This is a genomic window from Pseudomonas triclosanedens, assembly GCF_026686735.1.
Classification (GTDB): domain Bacteria; phylum Pseudomonadota; class Gammaproteobacteria; order Pseudomonadales; family Pseudomonadaceae; genus Pseudomonas; species Pseudomonas triclosanedens.
The window spans coordinates 4,375,578-4,393,677 of record NZ_CP113432.1 but is presented as its reverse complement, the minus strand read 5'-3'; the positions used below and the strand labels follow the sequence as shown (position 1 = coordinate 4,393,677).

Annotated in this window: 19 protein-coding genes; 11 read left to right on the top strand and 8 right to left on the bottom strand. The window is 65.6% G+C overall.

The genetic code is table 11. The features are described from left to right. Positions 1-114: 114 nt before the first annotated feature. The 5 genes from OU419_RS20380 to OU419_RS20360 form a co-directional block, all read right to left on the bottom strand. Complete coding sequence (locus tag OU419_RS20380) at positions 115-570, bottom strand: Spy/CpxP family protein refolding chaperone (protein ID WP_254474713.1); 456 nt, start codon at positions 568-570, stop codon at positions 115-117. 144 nt (positions 571-714) lie between these two features. Further along, positions 715-1,392: a response regulator transcription factor gene (locus tag OU419_RS20375; protein ID WP_254474715.1), complete on the bottom strand. Its 678-nt coding sequence runs from the start codon at positions 1,390-1,392 to the stop codon at positions 715-717. Between the two features lie 13 nt (positions 1,393-1,405). After that, entirely contained in the window at positions 1,406-1,819 is a 414-nt protein-coding gene (locus tag OU419_RS20370; protein WP_254474718.1) for a translation initiation factor 2 (IF-2, GTPase), read from the bottom strand. A gap of 106 nt (positions 1,820-1,925) precedes the next feature. Next, complete coding sequence (locus OU419_RS20365) at positions 1,926-2,225, bottom strand: YciI family protein (RefSeq protein WP_254474720.1); 300 nt, start codon at positions 2,223-2,225, stop codon at positions 1,926-1,928. A gap of 1 nt (position 2,226) precedes the next feature. Further along, positions 2,227-2,814: a septation protein A gene (locus tag OU419_RS20360; RefSeq protein WP_254474721.1), complete on the bottom strand. Its 588-nt coding sequence runs from the start codon at positions 2,812-2,814 to the stop codon at positions 2,227-2,229. Between the two features lie 170 nt (positions 2,815-2,984). Here OU419_RS20360 and OU419_RS20355 point away from each other — a divergent pair, with 170 nt between their 5' ends. The 7 genes from OU419_RS20355 (at position 2,985) to bglX (ending at position 10,869) form a co-directional block, all read left to right on the top strand. Further along, on the top strand, positions 2,985-3,860 hold the full coding sequence (locus OU419_RS20355; protein ID WP_254474723.1) for a PHP domain-containing protein: 876 nt from the start codon (positions 2,985-2,987) through the stop codon (positions 3,858-3,860). Continuing rightward, a complete protein-coding gene (locus OU419_RS20350) occupies positions 3,857-4,486 on the top strand; it encodes an L-threonylcarbamoyladenylate synthase (RefSeq protein WP_254474725.1) in 630 nt (209 codons plus the stop codon). The genes OU419_RS20355 and OU419_RS20350 overlap by 4 nt, the downstream gene beginning before the upstream one ends. Positions 4,487-4,537: 51 nt before the next feature. After that, a complete protein-coding gene (locus tag OU419_RS20345; RefSeq protein ID WP_254474727.1) occupies positions 4,538-5,752 on the top strand; it encodes a tryptophan--tRNA ligase in 1,215 nt (404 codons plus the stop codon). 297 nt (positions 5,753-6,049) lie between these two features. Further along, positions 6,050-6,862 (top strand): segregation and condensation protein A, encoded by an 813-nt coding sequence (locus OU419_RS20340; protein ID WP_254475116.1) that lies wholly within the window; start codon positions 6,050-6,052, stop codon positions 6,860-6,862. Continuing rightward, positions 6,840-7,352: a GNAT family N-acetyltransferase gene (locus tag OU419_RS20335; protein ID WP_254474729.1), complete on the top strand. Its 513-nt coding sequence runs from the start codon at positions 6,840-6,842 to the stop codon at positions 7,350-7,352. The genes OU419_RS20340 and OU419_RS20335 overlap by 23 nt, the downstream gene beginning before the upstream one ends. A gap of 16 nt (positions 7,353-7,368) precedes the next feature. Beyond that, positions 7,369-8,376 carry an SMC-Scp complex subunit ScpB gene (gene scpB / locus OU419_RS20330; RefSeq protein WP_254474731.1) on the top strand — a complete coding sequence of 336 codons (1,008 nt, stop codon included), beginning with the start codon at positions 7,369-7,371 and terminating at the stop codon, positions 8,374-8,376. A 207-nt stretch (positions 8,377-8,583) separates the two neighbouring features. Continuing rightward, the gene (gene bglX / locus OU419_RS20325; protein ID WP_254475118.1) at positions 8,584-10,869 is read left to right on the top strand and encodes a beta-glucosidase BglX; all 2,286 of its coding nucleotides are present in this window, start codon (positions 8,584-8,586) and stop codon (positions 10,867-10,869) included. Positions 10,870-10,928: 59 nt separating this feature from the next. On the opposite strand, the gene OU419_RS20320 is transcribed toward bglX, so the two are convergent. Continuing rightward, positions 10,929-11,723: a hypothetical protein gene (locus OU419_RS20320; protein WP_254474733.1), complete on the bottom strand. Its 795-nt coding sequence runs from the start codon at positions 11,721-11,723 to the stop codon at positions 10,929-10,931. Between the two features lie 151 nt (positions 11,724-11,874). On the opposite strand from OU419_RS20320, the gene OU419_RS20315 reads away from it, so the two are divergent. Continuing rightward, complete coding sequence (locus tag OU419_RS20315) at positions 11,875-12,057, top strand: DUF1289 domain-containing protein (RefSeq protein WP_254474735.1); 183 nt, start codon at positions 11,875-11,877, stop codon at positions 12,055-12,057. Between the two features lie 76 nt (positions 12,058-12,133). Here OU419_RS20315 and gap read toward each other — a convergent pair whose 3' ends face one another. Then, on the bottom strand, positions 12,134-13,138 hold the full coding sequence (gene gap / locus OU419_RS20310) for a type I glyceraldehyde-3-phosphate dehydrogenase (RefSeq protein ID WP_254474738.1): 1,005 nt from the start codon (positions 13,136-13,138) through the stop codon (positions 12,134-12,136). Between the two features lie 128 nt (positions 13,139-13,266). On the opposite strand from gap, the gene edd reads away from it, so the two are divergent. The 3 genes from edd (at position 13,267) to OU419_RS20295 (ending at position 17,187) form a co-directional block, all read left to right on the top strand. Further along, positions 13,267-15,093, top strand: coding sequence for a phosphogluconate dehydratase (gene edd / locus OU419_RS20305; protein WP_254474740.1), 1,827 nt, complete (start codon positions 13,267-13,269; stop codon positions 15,091-15,093). Between the two features lie 103 nt (positions 15,094-15,196). Then, complete coding sequence (locus tag OU419_RS20300; RefSeq protein ID WP_254474742.1) at positions 15,197-16,186, top strand: glucokinase; 990 nt, start codon at positions 15,197-15,199, stop codon at positions 16,184-16,186. A 164-nt stretch (positions 16,187-16,350) separates the two neighbouring features. After that, the gene (locus tag OU419_RS20295; protein WP_254474744.1) at positions 16,351-17,187 is read left to right on the top strand and encodes an aldose epimerase family protein; all 837 of its coding nucleotides are present in this window, start codon (positions 16,351-16,353) and stop codon (positions 17,185-17,187) included. A 19-nt stretch (positions 17,188-17,206) separates the two neighbouring features. Here the strand turns inward: OU419_RS20295 and OU419_RS20290 are convergent, their stop codons facing one another. Next, positions 17,207-18,064 (bottom strand): MurR/RpiR family transcriptional regulator, encoded by an 858-nt coding sequence (locus OU419_RS20290; protein ID WP_254474745.1) that lies wholly within the window; start codon positions 18,062-18,064, stop codon positions 17,207-17,209. Positions 18,065-18,100 lie beyond the last annotated feature (36 nt).

Sequence of the window (18,100 nt, the reverse complement as noted above, 5' to 3'; positions counted from 1 at the left end):
CTGGGCCTGTTCAGGGCCTGCCGGAGCTTGCTCGGATTGCGCCTGGCGAGCCTGTTGGACGGGCCCTTACGGCAAGACGCCGGGATAACCCGGCGTCTTGCCCTCGGTGAGCGATCAGTTGGTCTTGGCGCCATCTTTCTGGGCTTTCCAGTTCTGGAATTCAGCCCATTCGGCCTTGCGCTGTTCGCGTTGCTTCTTCAGCTCGTCGAACTTCTTCTGCTGGTCGGGCGTCAGGATGCCGCGGATGCTGCTGTCGGCCTTGTCACGATTGGCCTTCAGCTCTTCCTGCATGGCCTTGCGATCGGCTTCGGGCAGCTTGTTCCAGTATTTTTCGGTGATCTCGCGGCGATCCTTCATGGATTCGCCCATCACCTTGCCAACCTGCTGGCGCTGTTCCGGGGTCAGGTTGAGCTCGCGGAACGGGCCACCGTGCTCGCCTCGCATCATGCCGTGGCCGTGGTCTTTCATGAACGGGGCCGGCGGCGGAGCGTCGGTCGGCGCGGGAGTGGCCGCCAGTGCGACGGTCGGCAGGGCGGCGGCGATCAGCAGGGCGGTCAGGGGCTTGCGCATGGTATTTCTCCTTTCAGGGACCGGTCGTTACCGGATGTGCCCAGTCTAGGGTCGGCAAGGTCAAGGGCGGTCAGTCACAGGTAAAGCTTCGGTAAAGATTGCGTGAGGCGCTTGCCGATGCGACCGCCGGAGCGGCGCAACCCGTCAGGGTGCGTAGAAGTAGCCGCGGCCGCGCAGGGCGAGGATGCGTGGCCGCCCGTCGGGATGGCCGCCGAGCTTCTTGCGCAGGTTGCTGACGTGCATGTCGAGGCTGCGGTCGTACAGCGTCAGCTTGCGGCCCAGTGCGAGCTGCGCCAGGGCCTGTTTTTCCAGCGGTTCGCCGGGTTGGCGCAGCAGGGCTTCGAGGATGCGGCTTTCGGACAGGGTCAGGCTGATTTCCTGGCTGCCGATGCTGGCGACTCCGCGCGCGAGATTCAGTGCGAGGTCGCCCAGTTCGAGATGGGCGCTGGGTTGCGCCGGGTGGCTGCGGCGCAGGACGGCACGCAGGCGGGCGGTGAGTTCGCGCGGGTCGCAGGGTTTGGCCAGGTAGTCGTCCGCGCCCAGCTCCAGGCCGAGTATGCGATCCAGCGGCTCGCCACGGGCCGATAGCATCAGCACCGGCAGGTCCGGATGTTCGCCGCGCAGTTGCTTGAGCAGTTCCAGCCCGCTGCCGTCGGGGAGCATCACGTCGAGCACCACGGCGTCCGGGGCGCGGCTGGCCAGTGCTACGCGGGCCTCGGCGCCGTCGTGGGCGGCGCGAATGCTGAAGCCTTCCTGGACCAGCCAGGTGCTCAGCAGTTCGCAGAGTTCGCGGTCGTCGTCGATCAGCAGCAGTTCACTCATGGAGACGCTTCTTTCAGTTGATCCATTCGCGGCGTTGCCGGCGGCGGCTGCCGCGGCCCAGCGCACCGAGGATGAAGGCCAGCAGGGCAGTGCCGCCGCCGGCGACATACCAGGTCTGCTGTTCGGTCAGCAGGCGTGGCGGCTGTTCTGCCCGGGCCTCGCGCAATTGCAGCTTCAGTCGCTGGTTTTCCTGGCGCAGGTGGCTGATGACCGCTTCGTCCTGGCTGTTGTCGGGGCTGGCAAGTTGGGCAGCCAGCGTATTGCGCTGCTGCTCGCTTTCGGCCAGGCGCCGTTCGAGGTCGGCCAGCGACTGGGCGACGTCAGCCGCGGATTCGACAGCGGCGGCTTGCGGCTGTTCCGCGGCCGGCTCTTCGGCGAAGGCGGCCAGCGGCAGGGTGAGGAAGGCAAGCAGGGGCAGACGGTGCATCGGGACTCCTTGTTCGATGATGTACCGCCGTCCACAGCCATCCCGGCGGTGCACGGCTGCGATTCCCCGCGAACGTCCCTGACGCGGGGCTGCTACGGAATGGAGGTCAGGGCAGGACTTTCTTGAATGGCTTGACCACGACTTCGGCATAGACGCCGGCGGCGCGGTACGGGTCGGCGTCGGCCCAGGCCTGGGCGGCGGCCAGCGACTCGAATTCGGCGACGATCAGGCTGCCGGTGAAGCCGGCGGCGCCCGGGTCGTTGCTGTCGATGGCCGGGTGCGGGCCGGCAAGGACCAGGCGGCCTTCTTCCTTCAGTTGCTCCAGACGGGCGATGTGCGCCGGACGGGCGGCCAGGCGGCGTTCTTGGGAGGCGGTGATATCACGGGCGATGATCGCGTAGAGCATGTCAGTCCTTGGGCTTTTCGCCGGTTGGCTCGTCGTGCATGTGGCGGGCCAGGAACACGCCCTGGCCGATCAGGAACAGCAGGGTCATGCCCAGGCTGCCGAACACCTTGAAGTCCACCCAGATGCTCTGGAAGGTGAAGGCGACGTACAACTGGACAAAGCCGCAGATCAGGAAGAACAGCACCCAGGCGACGTTGAGCTTCGCCCAGAGGTTATCGTTGAGCTGCACGGCGTGGCCCATGATCCGCTGGATCAACGGGCGGTCGCCGATGAAGTGGCTGCCGGCGAAAGCCACGGCGAATACCCAGTTGACCACCGGGGCCTTCCACTTGAGAACGGCCTCCTGGTGGAAGGCGAGGGTCAGGCTGCCGAACACCAGGCAGGCGCCGAGGGTTAGCCACTGCGACTTGTCCAGTTTGCGCTGGGCGATGAGCAGTGCGCCGTAGACCACGATCGAGGAGGCGATCAGCATCGCCGTCGCGCAGTAGATCGGCTCGAACGCGCGGCCGGCGAATTGCACCTCCGCCGGGGCGAGCTTGTAGACGATGAAGAACAGAATGAGGGGAATGAAATCGATGAATTGCTTCATTACGGCAGCCAGAGCCTGGTAGAGCCGGCATAATACCAACCTCGGGATGAACTGAAAGCCTCATCCGCCCAACGCTGCCTCGCGTCATGGTTTCAATGGATTACCGTGGGAGCGGGCGCACATAAGCGTCTATACAGAAAGTAGCCGTCTCCCTTCCTACGGAACACCGCATGCGAGTCGATCTGCACTGCCATAGCACCGCGTCCGACGGACTTCTCAGCCCGACGGCGCTGGTCGAGCGTGCCCACGGGCGCGGCGTGCAGGTGTTGGCGCTGACCGACCACGACACCCTCGACGGGCTTCCCGAAGCGCGCGATGCCGCGCATCGGCTGGGCCTGGAACTGGTCGACGGCGTCGAACTGTCGTGCACCTGGGGCGGTGCGACGATCCATGTGCTGGGCTATGGTTTCGATCCGCAGGCGGAACCTCTGGTCAAGTCCCTGGACGACTTGCACCGTGGCCGCTGGGCCCGCGCCGAAGAGATCGGCCGGCGCCTGGAGGCCAAGGGTATGCCGGGCGCGTTCGAAGGGGCGCGGGCCGTGCAGCGCGAGCTGGGCGACAGCGAGAATGCGCCGGCGCGCCCGCATTTCGCCGAATACCTGCTGCGCCAGGGCTATGTCCGCGACCGTGCCGAGGCGTTCCGCAAGTGGCTGGGCGCCGGCAAGCTGGGCGATGTCAAACAGCACTGGCCGAGCCTGGCCGAGACGGTCGGAACCCTGCGCGAGGCGCGCGCCTGGATCAGCCTGGCGCATCCTTACCAATACGATTTCACCCGCACCAAGCGACGCAAGCTGGTCGCCGATTTCATTGCCGCTGGCGGCCACGCTCTCGAAGTGGTCAATGGCCCGCAGCCGGCCGAACAGGTCGGGGTGCTCAGCATCCTGGTCCGCGAGTTCGGCCTCATGGTCACGGCCGGCAGCGACTTCCACGGCCCCAGCGACTGGTCGGAGCTGGGGCTGTATCGTGCGGTGCCGGACGATCTGCCGCCGCTCTGGCCGCGTTTCGCCAGTGCGGACAACGCCCTCGGGAACAAGGAGACTCCATGAGCCAGTTCTTTCAAGTCCACCCGGAAAACCCCCAACTGCGCCTGATCAAGCAGGCGGTGGAGATCGTCAGGCAGGGCGGCGTGATCGCTTATCCAACCGATTCCTCCTATGCCCTGGGATGCCGGATCGGCGAAAAGTCGGCGGTGGAACGCATCCGCCGCCTGCGCCAACTGGACGACAAGCACAACTTCACCCTGGTCTGCCGCGACCTCTCCGAGCTGGGGCTCTACGCGAAGGTCGACACCGGCCTGTTCCGCCTGCTCAAGGCGCACACCCCCGGCCCCTACACCTTCATTCTCAACGCCACCCGCGAGGTGCCGAGGATGTTGCTGCACCCCAAGCGCCGCACCATCGGCCTGCGCGTGCCGAGCTGCCCTATCGCCCTGGCGCTGCTGGAAGAGCTGGGTGAGCCGTTGATGAGCGTCAGCCTGATCCTGCCGGGGCAGACCGAGCCGCTGAACGACCCCTACGAGATGCGCGACCTGCTGGAGCACCAGGTAGACCTGATCATCGATGGCGGCTACGGCGGTGGCGAGGCTTCCACCGTGATCGCCCTGACCGATGAGGACCCCGTGGTAGTGCGGGTTGGTTGCGGTGATCCCGAGCCGTTCATGGTCAACGCCTGAGGGCGGGCACCTATACTGCGCACTTCGTTCCCGATTCCGCGAGGTTGATCTTTGGCCAGCGTCGATTCCCAGCGCCGTGTGCTTTCCGGCATGCGCCCCACAGGGCGCCTGTACCTGGGTCACTATCACGGCGTGCTGCAGAACTGGGTGAAGCTGCAGCACGAATACGAGTGCTTTTTTTCCATCGTCGACTGGCATGCACTGACTACCGAGTACGACGATACCGGCGGCATCCGCCAGCACGTGCGTGACATGGCCATCGACTGGCTCGCGGTGGGTGTCAGCCCCAGCGCATCGACGATGTTCATCCAGTCCCAGGTGCCCGAGCACGCCGAACTGCATCTGCTGCTGTCGATGATCTGCCCGCTGTCGTGGCTGGAGCGGGTGCCGACCTACAAAGAACTGCAGGAAAAGCTCAGCCACAAGGACCTTTCCACCTACGGCTTCCTCGGCTACCCGTTGTTGCAGGCGGCGGACATCCTGATCTATCGCGCAGGGCTGGTGCCGGTGGGGTCCGATCAGTTCGCCCACGTCGAGTTCAGCCGCGAGATCGCCCGGCGCTTCAACCACCTCTACGGCGGTGAGGACGACTTCGAGGAGCGGGTGCAGACCGCCATTTCCCGCCTGGGCAAGAAGACCGGCAAGCTCTACACCAGCCTGCGCCGCACCTGGCAGGAACAGGGCGATGGCGAAGCGCTGGAGACCGCGCGGGCCCTGCTCAAGGAACAGCAGAGCCTGACCCTGGGCGACCGCGAGCGGCTGTTCGGCTACCTCGAGGGCAGCAGCAGGCTGTTGCTGCCCGAGCCGCAGACCCTCACCAGCCACGAGCCGAAGATGCCCGGCCTGGACGGGCAGAAGATGTCCAAGTCCCACGGCAACACTATCGTTCTGCGCGACAGCCCGGCAGAGGTGGAGGAAAAGATTTCCCGCATGCCTACCGATCCTGCGCGGGTGCATCGCAATGACCCGGGCGACCCGGCGCGCTGCCCGGTGTGGCAGTGGCACCTTATCTACTCCGATGAAGGTTGCCGGAACTGGGTGCAGGAAGGCTGCCGCAGCGCGGGCATCGGCTGCCTGGACTGCAAGCGGCCGCTGATCGCGTCGATCCAGCAGGAGCTGGCGCCGATTCAGGAGCGCGCGCTGGACTACGAAGACAACCCGGAGCTGGTGCGCAGCATCCTCGCCGAAGGCTCCGAGCGCGCCCGCGAGGCGGCGCGCGAGACGCTGGTGGAAGTGCGCCAGGCGATGGGGCTGACCTACCGCTGAGCGGCATCGAACCTTCGCAGGATGGGCGAGCGAAGCACGGTCCATCCTGCGGGGTGCTCGGCAGCGGATGCTGTGACCGCCCCATTTCTTCCGCCAAAAGCCCCTCGCGCCACCGGCAAAAGCAGGGATAATGCCGACTTCGAACCCCCAGAGCCTGACGAGTGGCCGATGAGTGACCTGACCGAGCCGCAAGCCCCTTCCGCCGCCCCTGAATACCAGGTGCCGGTGCAATTGGCGCTGGTCTATGGCGAGGCCGTAACCGAGCTGCCGCAGGACCTGTACATCCCGCCGGACGCGCTGGAGGTCTTCCTTGACGCCTTCGAAGGTCCGCTCGACCTGCTGCTCTACCTGATCCGCAAGCAGAACATCGACATCCTCGACATCCCCGTGGCGGAGATTACCCGCCAGTACATGGGCTACGTCGAGCTGATGAAGTCGGTGCGCCTGGAGCTGGCCGCCGAATACCTGGTGATGGCTGCCATGCTCGCCGAGATCAAGTCGCGCATGCTGCTGCCGCGCTCGGCGGGGGCCGAGGAGGAGGAGGACGACCCGCGCGCCGAGCTGATCCGCCGCCTGCAGGAGTACGAGCGCTTCAAGAAAGCCGCCGAGGACCTCGACGAACTGCCGCGCCTGGGCCGCGACTACGTGGTGCCCACCGTCGCCGCGCCGGATGCGCGGGCGCGCCGGCTGCTGCCGGAAGTGGACATGCAGGAGCTGATGCTGTGCATGGCCGAGGTGCTGCGCCGGGCCGATCTGTTCGAAAGCCACCAGGTCACGCGTGAGATGCTCTCCACTCGCGAGCGCATGAGTGAAATTCTCGAACGGCTGAAGGGCGAAGGCTTTGTGCCATTCATCACACTGTTCCGCGTGGAAGAGGGCAAGCTCGGCGTCGTGGTGACCTTCATGGCCGTCCTCGAACTGGTCAAGGAGCAACTGGTGGAGCTGGTGCAGAACGCTGCCTTCGCACCGATCCACGTGCGTGCCCGGACCGAGACGACGGAGGGCGCGCCGTCCGTCGAAACCCTACAGGACGAGGGCGAGGGCGCCTTCGAACCACAGGAAGTGCCGCCGCCGGAGCCGACCTTCGATGACCTTGACGATCCGACCTGAGCAACCCGGCGATCACGCCGCCGTCGATTCCCTGCTGCGCGCGGCCTTTGCCGATCACCCGCACAGCCGGCAGACCGAGCACCTGCTGGTGAGCGCCCTGCGCGAGGAAGGCGCGCTCAGCCTCGCGCTGGTGGCCGAAGAGGCGGGGGAAGTGCTTGGCTACCTGGCTGCGTCGCCAGTGACCATCGACGGCGCCTATCTCGGCTGGCTGGGCCTGGGCCCGTTGGCCGTCCTGCCGGCGCGGCAACGCGCAGGTATCGGCAGCGCACTGGCCGAGGCCTGCCTGCGGCGCCTGCGCGCCGACGGCGTGGCCGGCTGTGTTCTGGTGGGCGATCCGGCTTACTATGCGCGCTTCGGTTTCGTCGTCGACGACACCCTGGTATTTCCCGGCATACCCGCCCAGTACTGCCAGGCCCTGCGTCTCCAGCCGCAGGCCGTGGCGGTGCGCGGCGAGGTAGCCTTCCACCCGGCCTTCACCCGTTTCGGCTGACCCATAGAGCGACTCGATGAATCTTTCCGACCCTCAAGAACTGGCGACCCTGCTCGAAGGCATCCTCCTGGCTGCCGGCAAGCCCTTGTCGCTGGAACGCCTGGGCGAACTGTTCGAGGAAGCCGAGCGCCCCGAGCCGCAGCAATTCCGCGATGCGCTGGCGGTGCTGTCGCTGTCGTGCGCGGGCCGTTCCTTCGAGTTGAAGGAAGTGGCCACCGGCTACCGTCTGCAGATTCGCGAGAAGCTCGCGCCCTGGGTTGGCCGGTTGTGGGAAGAACGCCCGCAGCGCTACTCCCGTGCGCTGCTGGAGACCTTGGCGCTGATCGCCTACCGCCAGCCCATCACCCGTGGCGAAATCGAGGAGATTCGTGGCGTCGCGGTGAACACCCAGATCGTCAAGACGCTGATGGAGCGCGAGTGGATCCGCATCGTTGGCTACCGCGAAGTGCCTGGCCGCCCGGCCATGCTCGCCACCACCCGCACCTTCCTCGACTACTTCAACCTGAAAAGCCTGGAAGAGCTGCCGCCGCTGGCCGAACTGAAGCTGATGGAGCCCGAGCCGCAGCCGATTCTCGAAGACATGGCGCCGGTTTCGCGCATTCCCGGTCCCGAAGAGTACGACGAGGACTATGTGCCGCCGTCGCTGCAAGCGCTGGCCGACCAGGCCTTGCGCGATGCCGGCGAGGAGCCGGAGCCAGCGCCGCCGGAAGAGAAACCGGAGGAGACCAGCTTCCGCAGCCTGCTCGCCGAACTGGACGAGATGGAGTCGGGTCTGAAGACCGACTTCGACGATCTCATCGACCTGCCGCCAGCGGACGACGAGGACAGCGGCGTGGATGCCGATTTCAGCGGTGTGTTCGGCCTGCCCGAAGTGCCGCCGGAGGAGCCTGTCATCCAGCCGGAAGCCAGCGAGCCACCCGCGCCAGCGGCTGCTGAGGCGGAGGAGGCGTGGGACGAGGAGCGTGCACTGGCCGAGGCGATGCGTGAGGAAATGGAGTCCATCGCCCGTGAGCGTGATCACTGAGACGACTTCCGTAAACGCATCCAGTCGTTCGGTGATTGACTTCCGACCTCCGCGAGACGACCTTATGTGCCGCGTCGAGGCGCGCTGGCGGGGAAACCCGGGGAAAACGTCGGCAAAAGCCTCCGCAACCGGTATCGATATTCCAACCTTCTGCAGCGGACTGGCGCCTGACGCCGGTTGCTGAGTGCCCATATGAAAAGAACTCCAATCAGCCGTATCTGCTGGCTCGGCCTCCTGTTGGGCCTGAACAGCACTTTGCTCTCCGCCGCCGAAGGCCCCGCCGTGCCGTTGCCCGGCCAGTCGAAGGACGCCTTCATCGATAGCCTGATGCAGCGCATGACGCTGGAAGAGAAGATCGGCCAACTGCGCCTGGTCAGCGTCGGTCCGGATCATCCCAAGCCGGTACTGCTGAAGGAGATTGCCGCCGGCACCACCGGCGCGGTGTTCAACACTGTTGTCCGCCCGGGCATTCGCGATCTGCAGGACGCGGCCATGAAGAGCCGCCTGAAGATCCCGCTGTTCTTCGCCTATGACGTGGTCCACGGCCATCGCACCGTATTCCCCATCGGCCTGGGCCTGGCGGCTAGCTGGGATCTCGAATCGATCGAGCGCAGCGCCCGCGTCTCGGCCATCGAGGCCAGCGCCGACGGCCTCAACCTGACCTATTCGCCCACCGTCGATATCGCCCGCGATCCGCGCTGGGGCCGTGTTTCCGAAGGCTTCGGCGAAGACGCCTGGCTGACCGGCAAGGTCGCCGCGGCGGTGGTCCGGGGCTACCAGGGCAAGGGCCTGGACCAGCCGGAAACCATCATGGCCGGGGTCAAGCACTTCGCCCTGTACGGCGCGGGCGAAGGCGGCCGCGATTACAACACCGTCGACATGAGCCCGCAGCGCATGTTCCAGGACTACCTGCCGCCGTACCGCGCGGCCATCGATGCCGGCGCTGGCGCGGTGATGGTGTCGCTGAACAGCATCAACGGCGTGCCTGCCACCGCCAACAAGTGGCTGCTGCAGGACCTGCTGCGCGGCCAGTGGGGCTACAAGGGCCTGACCCTGAGCGACCACGGCGCGGTGCTCGAACTGATCAAGCACGGCGTGGCCGCCAACGAGCGCGATGCCACGCGCCTGGCGATCAACGCCGGCGTTGAAATGAACATGAACGACGATCTCTACGGCAAGCACATGCCCGAGCTGCTCAAGGCCGGGCTTATCAGCCAGGATGAGATCGAGCGCGCCTGCCGCGACGTGCTTGCCGCCAAGTGGGACATGGGCCTGTTCAAGGATCCGTACCGCTACCTGCAGGGCGCGGACCCGGTGGACACCGATGCGGAGGATCGCCTGCATCGCGCCGACGCCCGCGAAGTTGCACGCAAAGGCATGGTACTGCTGAAGAACGACAACGGCGTGCTGCCGCTCAAGCGCGATGGCGTGATCGCCCTGATCGGCCCGCTGGCCGACAGCAAGCGCGACGTGATGGGCAGTTGGTCCGCTGCTGGCAAGGCGTTCCAGGCCGTGACCGTGCTCGAAGGCATGGGCGCCGCGACCCGTGGCCACGCAGCGCTGCTCTACGCCAAGGGCGCCAACGTCACCGACGATGCGGAGATCGTCAAATACCTCAACGAGTACGACCAGGACGTCAAGGTCGACAAGCGCAGCCCGAAGGAAATGATCGACGAAGCCGTCGAAAAGGCCCGCCAGGCTGACGTAGTGGTAGCGGTGGTCGGCGAGTCCCAGGGCATGGCCCACGAGGCGTCGAGCAAGACCAATCTGCACATCGCGCAGAGCCAGATCGAGCTGCTCAAGGCGCTCAAGGCGACCGGCAAGCCGCTGGTGCTGGTGCTGATGAATGGCCGCCCGCTGGACCTGCGCTGGGAGAGCGAGAACGCCGATGCCATCCTGGAAACCTGGTTCAGCGGCACCGAGGGCGGCAACGCCATCGCCGATGTCCTGTTCGGCGACTACAATCCGTCCGGCAAGCTGACCATGACCTTCCCTCGCTCGGTTGGCCAGGTGCCTATCTACTACAACCACCTGAACACCGGCCGCCCGTTCGACCACGAGCACCCGAACAAGTACACCTCGCGTTACTTCGATTCGGAGAACGGTCCGCTGTATCCGTTTGGTTTCGGCCTGAGCTACACCGACTTCAGCGTGTCCGACGTGAAGATGTCGGCTGACAAGCTGAAGAAGGGTGAGCAGCTCACCGCCAGCGTGACCGTGAAGAACACCGGCAAGCTGGCCGGCGAGACCGTGGTACAGCTCTACCTGCGCGACGTTGCCGCCTCCATCAGCCGCCCGGTGAAGGAGCTCAAGGGCTTCAGCAAGATCATGCTCAAACCGGGCGAGTCGAAAGTCGTGGAGTTCCCGATCCGCGAGGAAGACCTGCGCTTCTACGACAGCCAGTTGCGCTACGCTTCCGAGCCGGGCGAGTTCAAGGTCTATGTCGGCCTGGATTCGGACAACGTGAAGGAGCAGAGCTTTACGCTGCTCTAAATGTCACTCGCTGCTTAAAACGAGAACGCCACGGCTGGAACAGTCGTGGCGTTTTTCTTTCAGGCGGCTCTTGCTGCCTTTCGCCCTCTGATCCCGATCAACCGGCGCATCGCGCCCTGCGCCAGCATTGCCAGCAGCGCCGCCTCGGCGAAGCTCGGCAGAATCTCATTGTCCGGCAGCCTCAGCGCCAGCCACAGGCAGAACGCGGCGAAGGCCGGCCGCCCGGTGACCATGCCGCGCAGCAGGGCGATGACGAAACCGGCGCCGTGCAGTCGTTGCGATGACACGCACAGGACGATGGACAGCAGCGGGAAAACCGCCAGCAGCCCGCTCCAGTTCGGCCCTGCCCAGCCGGCGAGGGCGGTCACCGCGAGGGTCAGCACGGCGCCGACGAGCATGCGCAGGGCCAGTTCGAAGCGACTCAGCGAGGCGCCCGTAGCCGTTATCCCGGCGCGGGGCATGAACAGGTGGCTGGTCAGCGTGCCCAGCCCTGCCGCCATCAGTGCCCAGGCGGCGGCTGACGAAACGGGGTGGACGGGAAGTTGCGTCAGTGCCCAGGCAGCGATCAGCCAGGCGAGCGTCGCGCCGGTCAGCGCCAACGGCCAGCGATGATTCCGGCACAGCCAGGCATAGGTGAAGTTGAAGGTTTCCGAGGCGAAGATCGCCGCCAGCGCCAGCAGTGCGGCCTGGGCGCCGAAACTGCGGCCGTACTCCACGGTGATCAGGTAAAGAATCGGCCCGGCGATGGCCGGCAGGGCAGCGAGACAGCCGGCCACTGCCGGTCCCCACCAGCGCCCGGCGAGGGACACCAGCAGCAGGAACAGCGGAACCAGGGTGAGCTTGAGGGCGAACATGCGGCGCGGTCGGAGTGCGTGAAGGGCGGATTCTAGCGTGTCGATTGGCCGCGTCGATGGCGCCGATGGGGAAATCGAGTTGGACCTTGGCGCCGAGCGGGTGTCCATTGTGTAGGCCCACTGATATTCACCCCTGTCAGAGAGGAAGCGCGTGAAGAGTCCATGTATCAAGGTCTGTGAGTTCGAAGAGGGCGTTTGCCTCGGTTGTGGCCGCAGCCGCCATGAGATCAAGGCGTGGAAGCACGAAGATCACCTGGGGCAACAGGCGATCCTCGCCGAAGCGGACATGCGCCTGCTGGTACTGGAGGCACAGGGGAAAAGGCTTTACCGTTAGTTCGCGCCAGCGGGCGATCCTACGACTTCGACGCATACGCTGCTTTGGCGGGTGCATCGCCGAGGGCCCGAAAACGTCAGCCCTGCGCCAGGTGCAGGGCCTGCGCCGTATCCAGCATGCGGTTGGAGAATGCCCATTCGTTGTCGTACCAGGCCATCACCTTCACCATCCGGCCATTCACCCGGGTATGGCTGGCGTCGAACACCGCCGAATGCGGGTTGTGGTTGAAGTCCACCGACACCAGCGGCTGGCGGTTGTAGCCGAGGATCGGCGAGGCTTGGCTGGCGCGTTCGAACAGTGCGTTGACCTCCTCGGCGGAGGTGTCGCGGCCGACCTGCACGGTGAGGTCCACCAGCGATACATTGATCACCGGTACCCGCACCGCCAGCCCGGTGAGCTTGCCGGCCAGTTTGGGGAGCACCAGCCCGACCGCTTCGGCGGCGCCGGTCTTCGTCGGGATCATTGACTGGGTTGCCGAACGCGCCCGGTATGGATCGCTGTGGCAGGCGTCGGAGAGGCTCTGGTCGTTGGTATAGGCGTGGATGGTGGTCATCAGCCCGTGTTCGATGCCCAGCTCACGCTGCAGCACCTGGGCGACCGGCGCCAGGCAGTTGGTAGTGCAGGAGGCATTGGAGATGATCTGGTGCTCGGGCCGCAGGATGTCTTGGTTGACGCCGAATACCACCGTGGCGTCCAGGCCTTTGCCCGGCGCGGAGACGATCACCTTGCGCGCTCCCGCCTGCAGGTGTGCGGCGGCCTTCTCGCGGGATGTGAAGTGTCCGCTGCATTCAAGGACGATATCGACCTCCAGCGCTTTCCACGGCAACTCCGCAGGGTTGCGAATGGCCGTGACGGCAATGCTGTCGCCCTCTACCCTGAGGGTCTCGGCGTCATGCTCGACCGAGCCGTGGAAGTGGCCGTGAACGCTGTCGTACTGGAAGAGATGGGCGTTGATCGCGGCGTCGCCAAGATCATTGATCGCCACCACCTGGAGGTGTTTGCGGTACGTGCCCGAGTACAGGGCGCGGAGGATGTTCCGACCGATGCGGCCGAAGCCGTTGATCGCCAGGCGAATAGTCATGAAGGTCGTCTCTTTTCTTGTGTCGTGGTAAAAATAATTAAATTTCCACTTTACAGAAAAGCAAGCGCCATTTAATCGAAGATTATGTTGTAAAAATAACAACTGTTAGTCTGTAGGAGAATGCCGCCATGCACCCGCGCGTGCTTGAAGTCACCCAGCGTATCCAGGCCCGTAGCGCGACCACCCGGCAGCGCTACCTGGATCTGGTCCAGGCAGCCGCCAGCAAAGGGCCGCATCGCGGCACGCTGCCTTGTGGCAACCTCGCCCACGGCGTGGCAGCGTGCGGCGAATCCGACAAGCAGGCGCTGCGCCTGATGAACCAGGCCAACGTGGCTATCGTTTCCGCCTACAACGACATGCTCTCGGCGCACCAGCCGCTGGAGCGCTTTCCAGAGCTGATCAAGGACGCCCTGCGGCAGATCGGCTCGGTTGGCCAGTTCGCCGGCGGCGTGCCGGCCATGTGCGACGGTGTGACTCAGGGCGAGCCGGGAATGGAGCTGTCCCTCGCCAGCCGTGACGTGATTGCCATGAGTACCGCCATCGCGCTGTCGCACAACATGTTCGACGCCGCGCTGTGTCTGGGCGTATGCGACAAGATCGTGCCCGGTCTGCTGATCGGTGCGCTGCGCTTTGGCCACCTGCCGGTGGTGTTCGTCCCCGCCGGGCCGATGCCCACCGGTATTTCCAACAAGGAAAAGGCCGCGGTGCGCCAGTTGTTCGCCGAGGGCAAGGCCACCCGCGAGGAGTTGCTCGCGTCGGAGATGGCGTCCTACCACGCACCGGGCACCTGCACGTTCTATGGCACCGCCAACACCAACCAGTTGCTGGTGGAAGTGATGGGCCTGCATCTGCCGGGCGCTTCCTTCGTCAACCCGAATACCTCGCTGCGCGACGAACTGACCCGCGAAGCCGCACGCCAGGCCAGCCGGCTTACGCCGGAAAACGGCCAGTACGTGCCGATGGCGAAAATCGTCGACGAGCGGGCGATGGTCAACGCTGTGGTGGCGCTGCTCGCCACCGGCGGCTCGACCAACCATACCCTGCACCTGCTGGCCATCGCCCAGGCCGCCGGCATCCAGTTGAACTGGCAGGACATGGCGGATCTGTCCGAAGTGGTGCCGACGCTGGCGCGCATCTATCCGAACGGCCAGGCGGACATCAATCACTTCCAGGCGGCGGGCGGTATGTCCTTCCTGATCCGCCAACTTCTCGATGGCGGCCTGCTGCACGAGGACGTCGACACCGTGGTCGGCAAGGGGCTGCGGCGATATGTGCAGGAGCCGTTCCTCGATGCTGGCAGGCTGGTCTGGCGCGACGGCCCGGCAGCGAGCCTGGACGAGAGCATCCTGCGCCCGCTGGACCGCCCGTTCTCCCCCGAAGGCGGGCTGAGGCTGATGGAAGGCAATCTCGGGCGCGGGGTGATGAAAGTCTCCGCCGTGGCGCCGGAACACCAGGTCGTCGAGGCGCCGGTGCGCATCTTCCACGACCAGGCCAGCCTGGCTGCCGCCTTCAAGGCCGGCGAACTGGAACGCGATCTGGTCGCCGTGGTGCGCTTCCAGGGACCGCGTGCCAATGGCATGCCGGAGCTGCACAAGCTCACGCCGTTCCTCGGCGTATTGCAGGATCGGGGGTTCAAGGTGGCGCTGGTCACCGATGGCCGTATGTCCGGTGCATCCGGCAAGGTTCCCGCGGCGATCCATGTTTCCCCTGAAGCGCTCAACGGCGGCCCGCTGGCCAGGCTGCGCGACGGCGACATCGTGCGCGTGGATGGCACCACCGGTGAGCTGCGGGTGCTGGTGGACGCGGCGCAATGGGATGCCCGCCCGCTAGTCGAGACGCCGGCCATCGACGGCCAGGGCATGGGCCGCGAGCTGTTCGCCTTCATGCGCCAGGCTTTCAGCCCGGCGGAGCAGGGCGCCTGCAGTTTCACCGCCGAGCTTAACGGGTCGCGCTGAACAGACCCGCGGGACGTGGCGCAGGCCGTGTCCCTCGGGGCGATTTGCGGCGATGTCCTATGCTGGCATGAGTCCGGTTTCCAATCTTCAGGCGCGCTTCGTCATGAATTCCAGCAACGCGCAGAGCGGTTTCGCCCTAGTCGGCGATATCGGCGGCACCAACGCTCGCTTCGCCTTGTGGCGCGGTGAGGTTCTCGAATCTATCCAGGTCCTGGCCTGCGCCGATTACCCGCGCCCGGAAGACGCCGTGCGCGACTACCTGCTGCGTGTCGGAGAGCCGCTGGCCGGGGTTCGCAATGTCTGCCTGGCGTGCGCCGGGCCAGTGGGCGCTGGGGATTTCCGTTTCACCAACAATCACTGGGTGATCCGCCGCGATGCGTTCCGCGCCGAGTTGGGTCTGAGCCATCTGCTGCTGGTCAATGACTTCAGCACGATGGCCTGGGCAGCTTCGCGGCTGTCGGATGAGCATCGTGTACAGGTACGACCAGGTCGGGTGCTGGATGACCGGGCAAGGTTGATCATCGGGCCGGGCACCGGGCTTGGTGTCGGCAGCCTGATGCCGTTGCCTGGCGGGGGCTGGGAGGTGTTGCCCTGCGAGGGCGGGCACGTCGATCTGCCGGTGACTTCCGAGCGTGATTTCGCCATCTGGCAACTGCTGCGCGAGAAGTACGGCCATGTGTCGGCGGAGCGTGTGCTCTCTGGCAGCGGCCTGGAAAATCTCTATCGCATGAGCTGCCAGCTCGATGGCGTCGAGGCGCGCTGTGCCAGCGCCGCCGAGATCGGCGAGCGCGCGCTGGCCGGTGATGCGTATGCCGACGCGGTGCTGGAGCACTTTTTCCTCTGGCTGGCGCGGGTTGCCGGCAACGCCGTGCTGACGGTGGGGGCGCTGGGTGGTGTGTTTATCACCGGTGGCATTGTTCCGCGCTTTCTGGAGCGCTTCCAGCGCAGCGGGTTTTCCTCGGCATTCGCAGCGCGCGGCAAGACCAGCGGTCCGTATCTCGACCAGGTGCCTGTGTGGGTGATGACCGCCGAGCATCCCGGACTGTTCGGTGCCGGCGTGGCGTTGGAGCAGGCCCTCAAGAACGAGTCCTGAGGCTGAAGTGACGGAGCCCGCCTTGAGCTTTTCATTGGCGCGGGCGCTGCGCGTGGCTAGGCTTTGCGAGTAGAATCGCGGCTTTTCCATCGCATGTAGTGAAACTACAGACGTCTTTTCGCCCCGGAGTGTCCGGGCAGGGATTGGATCAGGACATCCGGATAATGCTCGAACACCCGCTGCAGCGCTTCTTTCATTCCATGCGGGCCAAGCGCCCCTTCGACTGGGTGCGCTTCCAGCGTCGCGACCTGTTGCTGATCGATCATCCACTGTGCCAGGCGGTTTTCAGTCGCCAGGGCGCGCAACTCCTGCATTTCCAGCCGCGCGGAGAGCGGCCGCTGCTGTGGTGTTCCAGCCAGTGGCCGAGTCTGAGCACCGCGCCGGTACGTGGCGGCATTCCGGTCTGCTGGCCTTGGTTCGGCAGCCACCCGGTCGAGGCTGACTGGCCGCAGCACGGCTGGGCCCGGCAGCGCGAGTGGCGCATGCTCGATGCCTGGGCGGACGACACCAGGGTGGTGGTGAGCTGGCAACTGGATATCGAGGACTGGCACGTGCGCCTGGAAGCGCGCCTGGGGCAGGATCTGGATATCGAGCTTTCCAGCTACCACGAAGACGACAGCGATTGCCTGTTCAGTTTTGCCCTGCAGCCGTACTGGCGGGTGGGTTCGCTGCGCCGCTCGATGGTGCACGGCATGGAGCTGGACGGTAAGGCCAGCGGCCTGCCCAATACCTGGGCACCGCACGGAGCGGTCAAGCAGGTGCTGTACAACACCGGTTCCCTGGTGCTGGAGGACGCCGGCTGGCAGCGGCGCCTGCGGATCGACAAGAACGCCAGCGCCGGCAGTGTGATCTGGCATCCCGGCAGCCGTGCGGTGGAGCAGGTCGAGCCGGGCGAAGCGGAACGCTTCCTGTGCATCGGCGCCGCCGGCTATCGCGCTGGCGGGCTGATCCTCGCGCAGGGCGAACGGATGTTGCTGAACCTGCGGGCGGGGCTGGTCTGATCGGGCCAGCCTTATGTTCTCAGCGGTCCTCGTCGAGCGGGTAGCGCGTCGGCAGCAGGCTTTCCTTGATCCGCCGCAGGTGCGGCTGGAAGTCCACGCCACGGCGCAGCGTCACGCCGGTGGCGAGCACATCGAGCACCGTGAGCTGGATGATCCGCGAGGTCATCGGCATATAGATGTCGGTGTCCTCGGGCAGCGGGATGTCCAGGCTCAGTGTGCTGGCGCGGGCGAGCGGGGAGCCGGCGGCGGTCAGGCCAAGCACCGAAGCGCCGTTCTGCCGCGCGAGATGCGCGACTTCCACCAGTTCGCGGGTGCGCCCTGTGTAGGAAATCACCACGAAAAGGTCGCCGGTGTGGGCCACCGAGGCAATCATGCGCTGCATCAGCACGTCACTGTGGGCTGACACCGCCAGGTTGAAGCGGAAGAACTTGTGCTGGGCGTCCAGCGCCACGGAACTCGACGCGCCGAGGCCGAAGAAGTGGATCTGCCGGGCCTGGATCATGAGGTCCACGGCGCGGTCGATTACTTTGGGGGCGAGTTGCTTGTAGGCACTGTCCAGCGAGGCGATGGTGCTGCTGAAAATCTTCCGGGTGTATGCCTCGGGGCCGTCGTCGTCGGCCACCGCCTGGGTGACGAAGGCGGCGCCGCTGGCCAGGCTCTGCGCGAGCTGGATCTTCAGCTCCGGATAACCGCTCATGTCGAAGGAGCGGCAGAAGCGATTCACCGTCGGTTCGCTGACACTGGCGGCCTGGGCCAGCGCGGCAATACTGAAACGCGTGGCCTGCTGGGGATCGCGCAGGATCACTTCGGCAACCTTGCGTTCGGCCTTGTTCAATTCATCCAGGCGGCCCTTGATCTGCTCCAGCAGGTTCTTCATCCGTGCTCCTCAGGTAATCGACGGTTGACCGGGTAG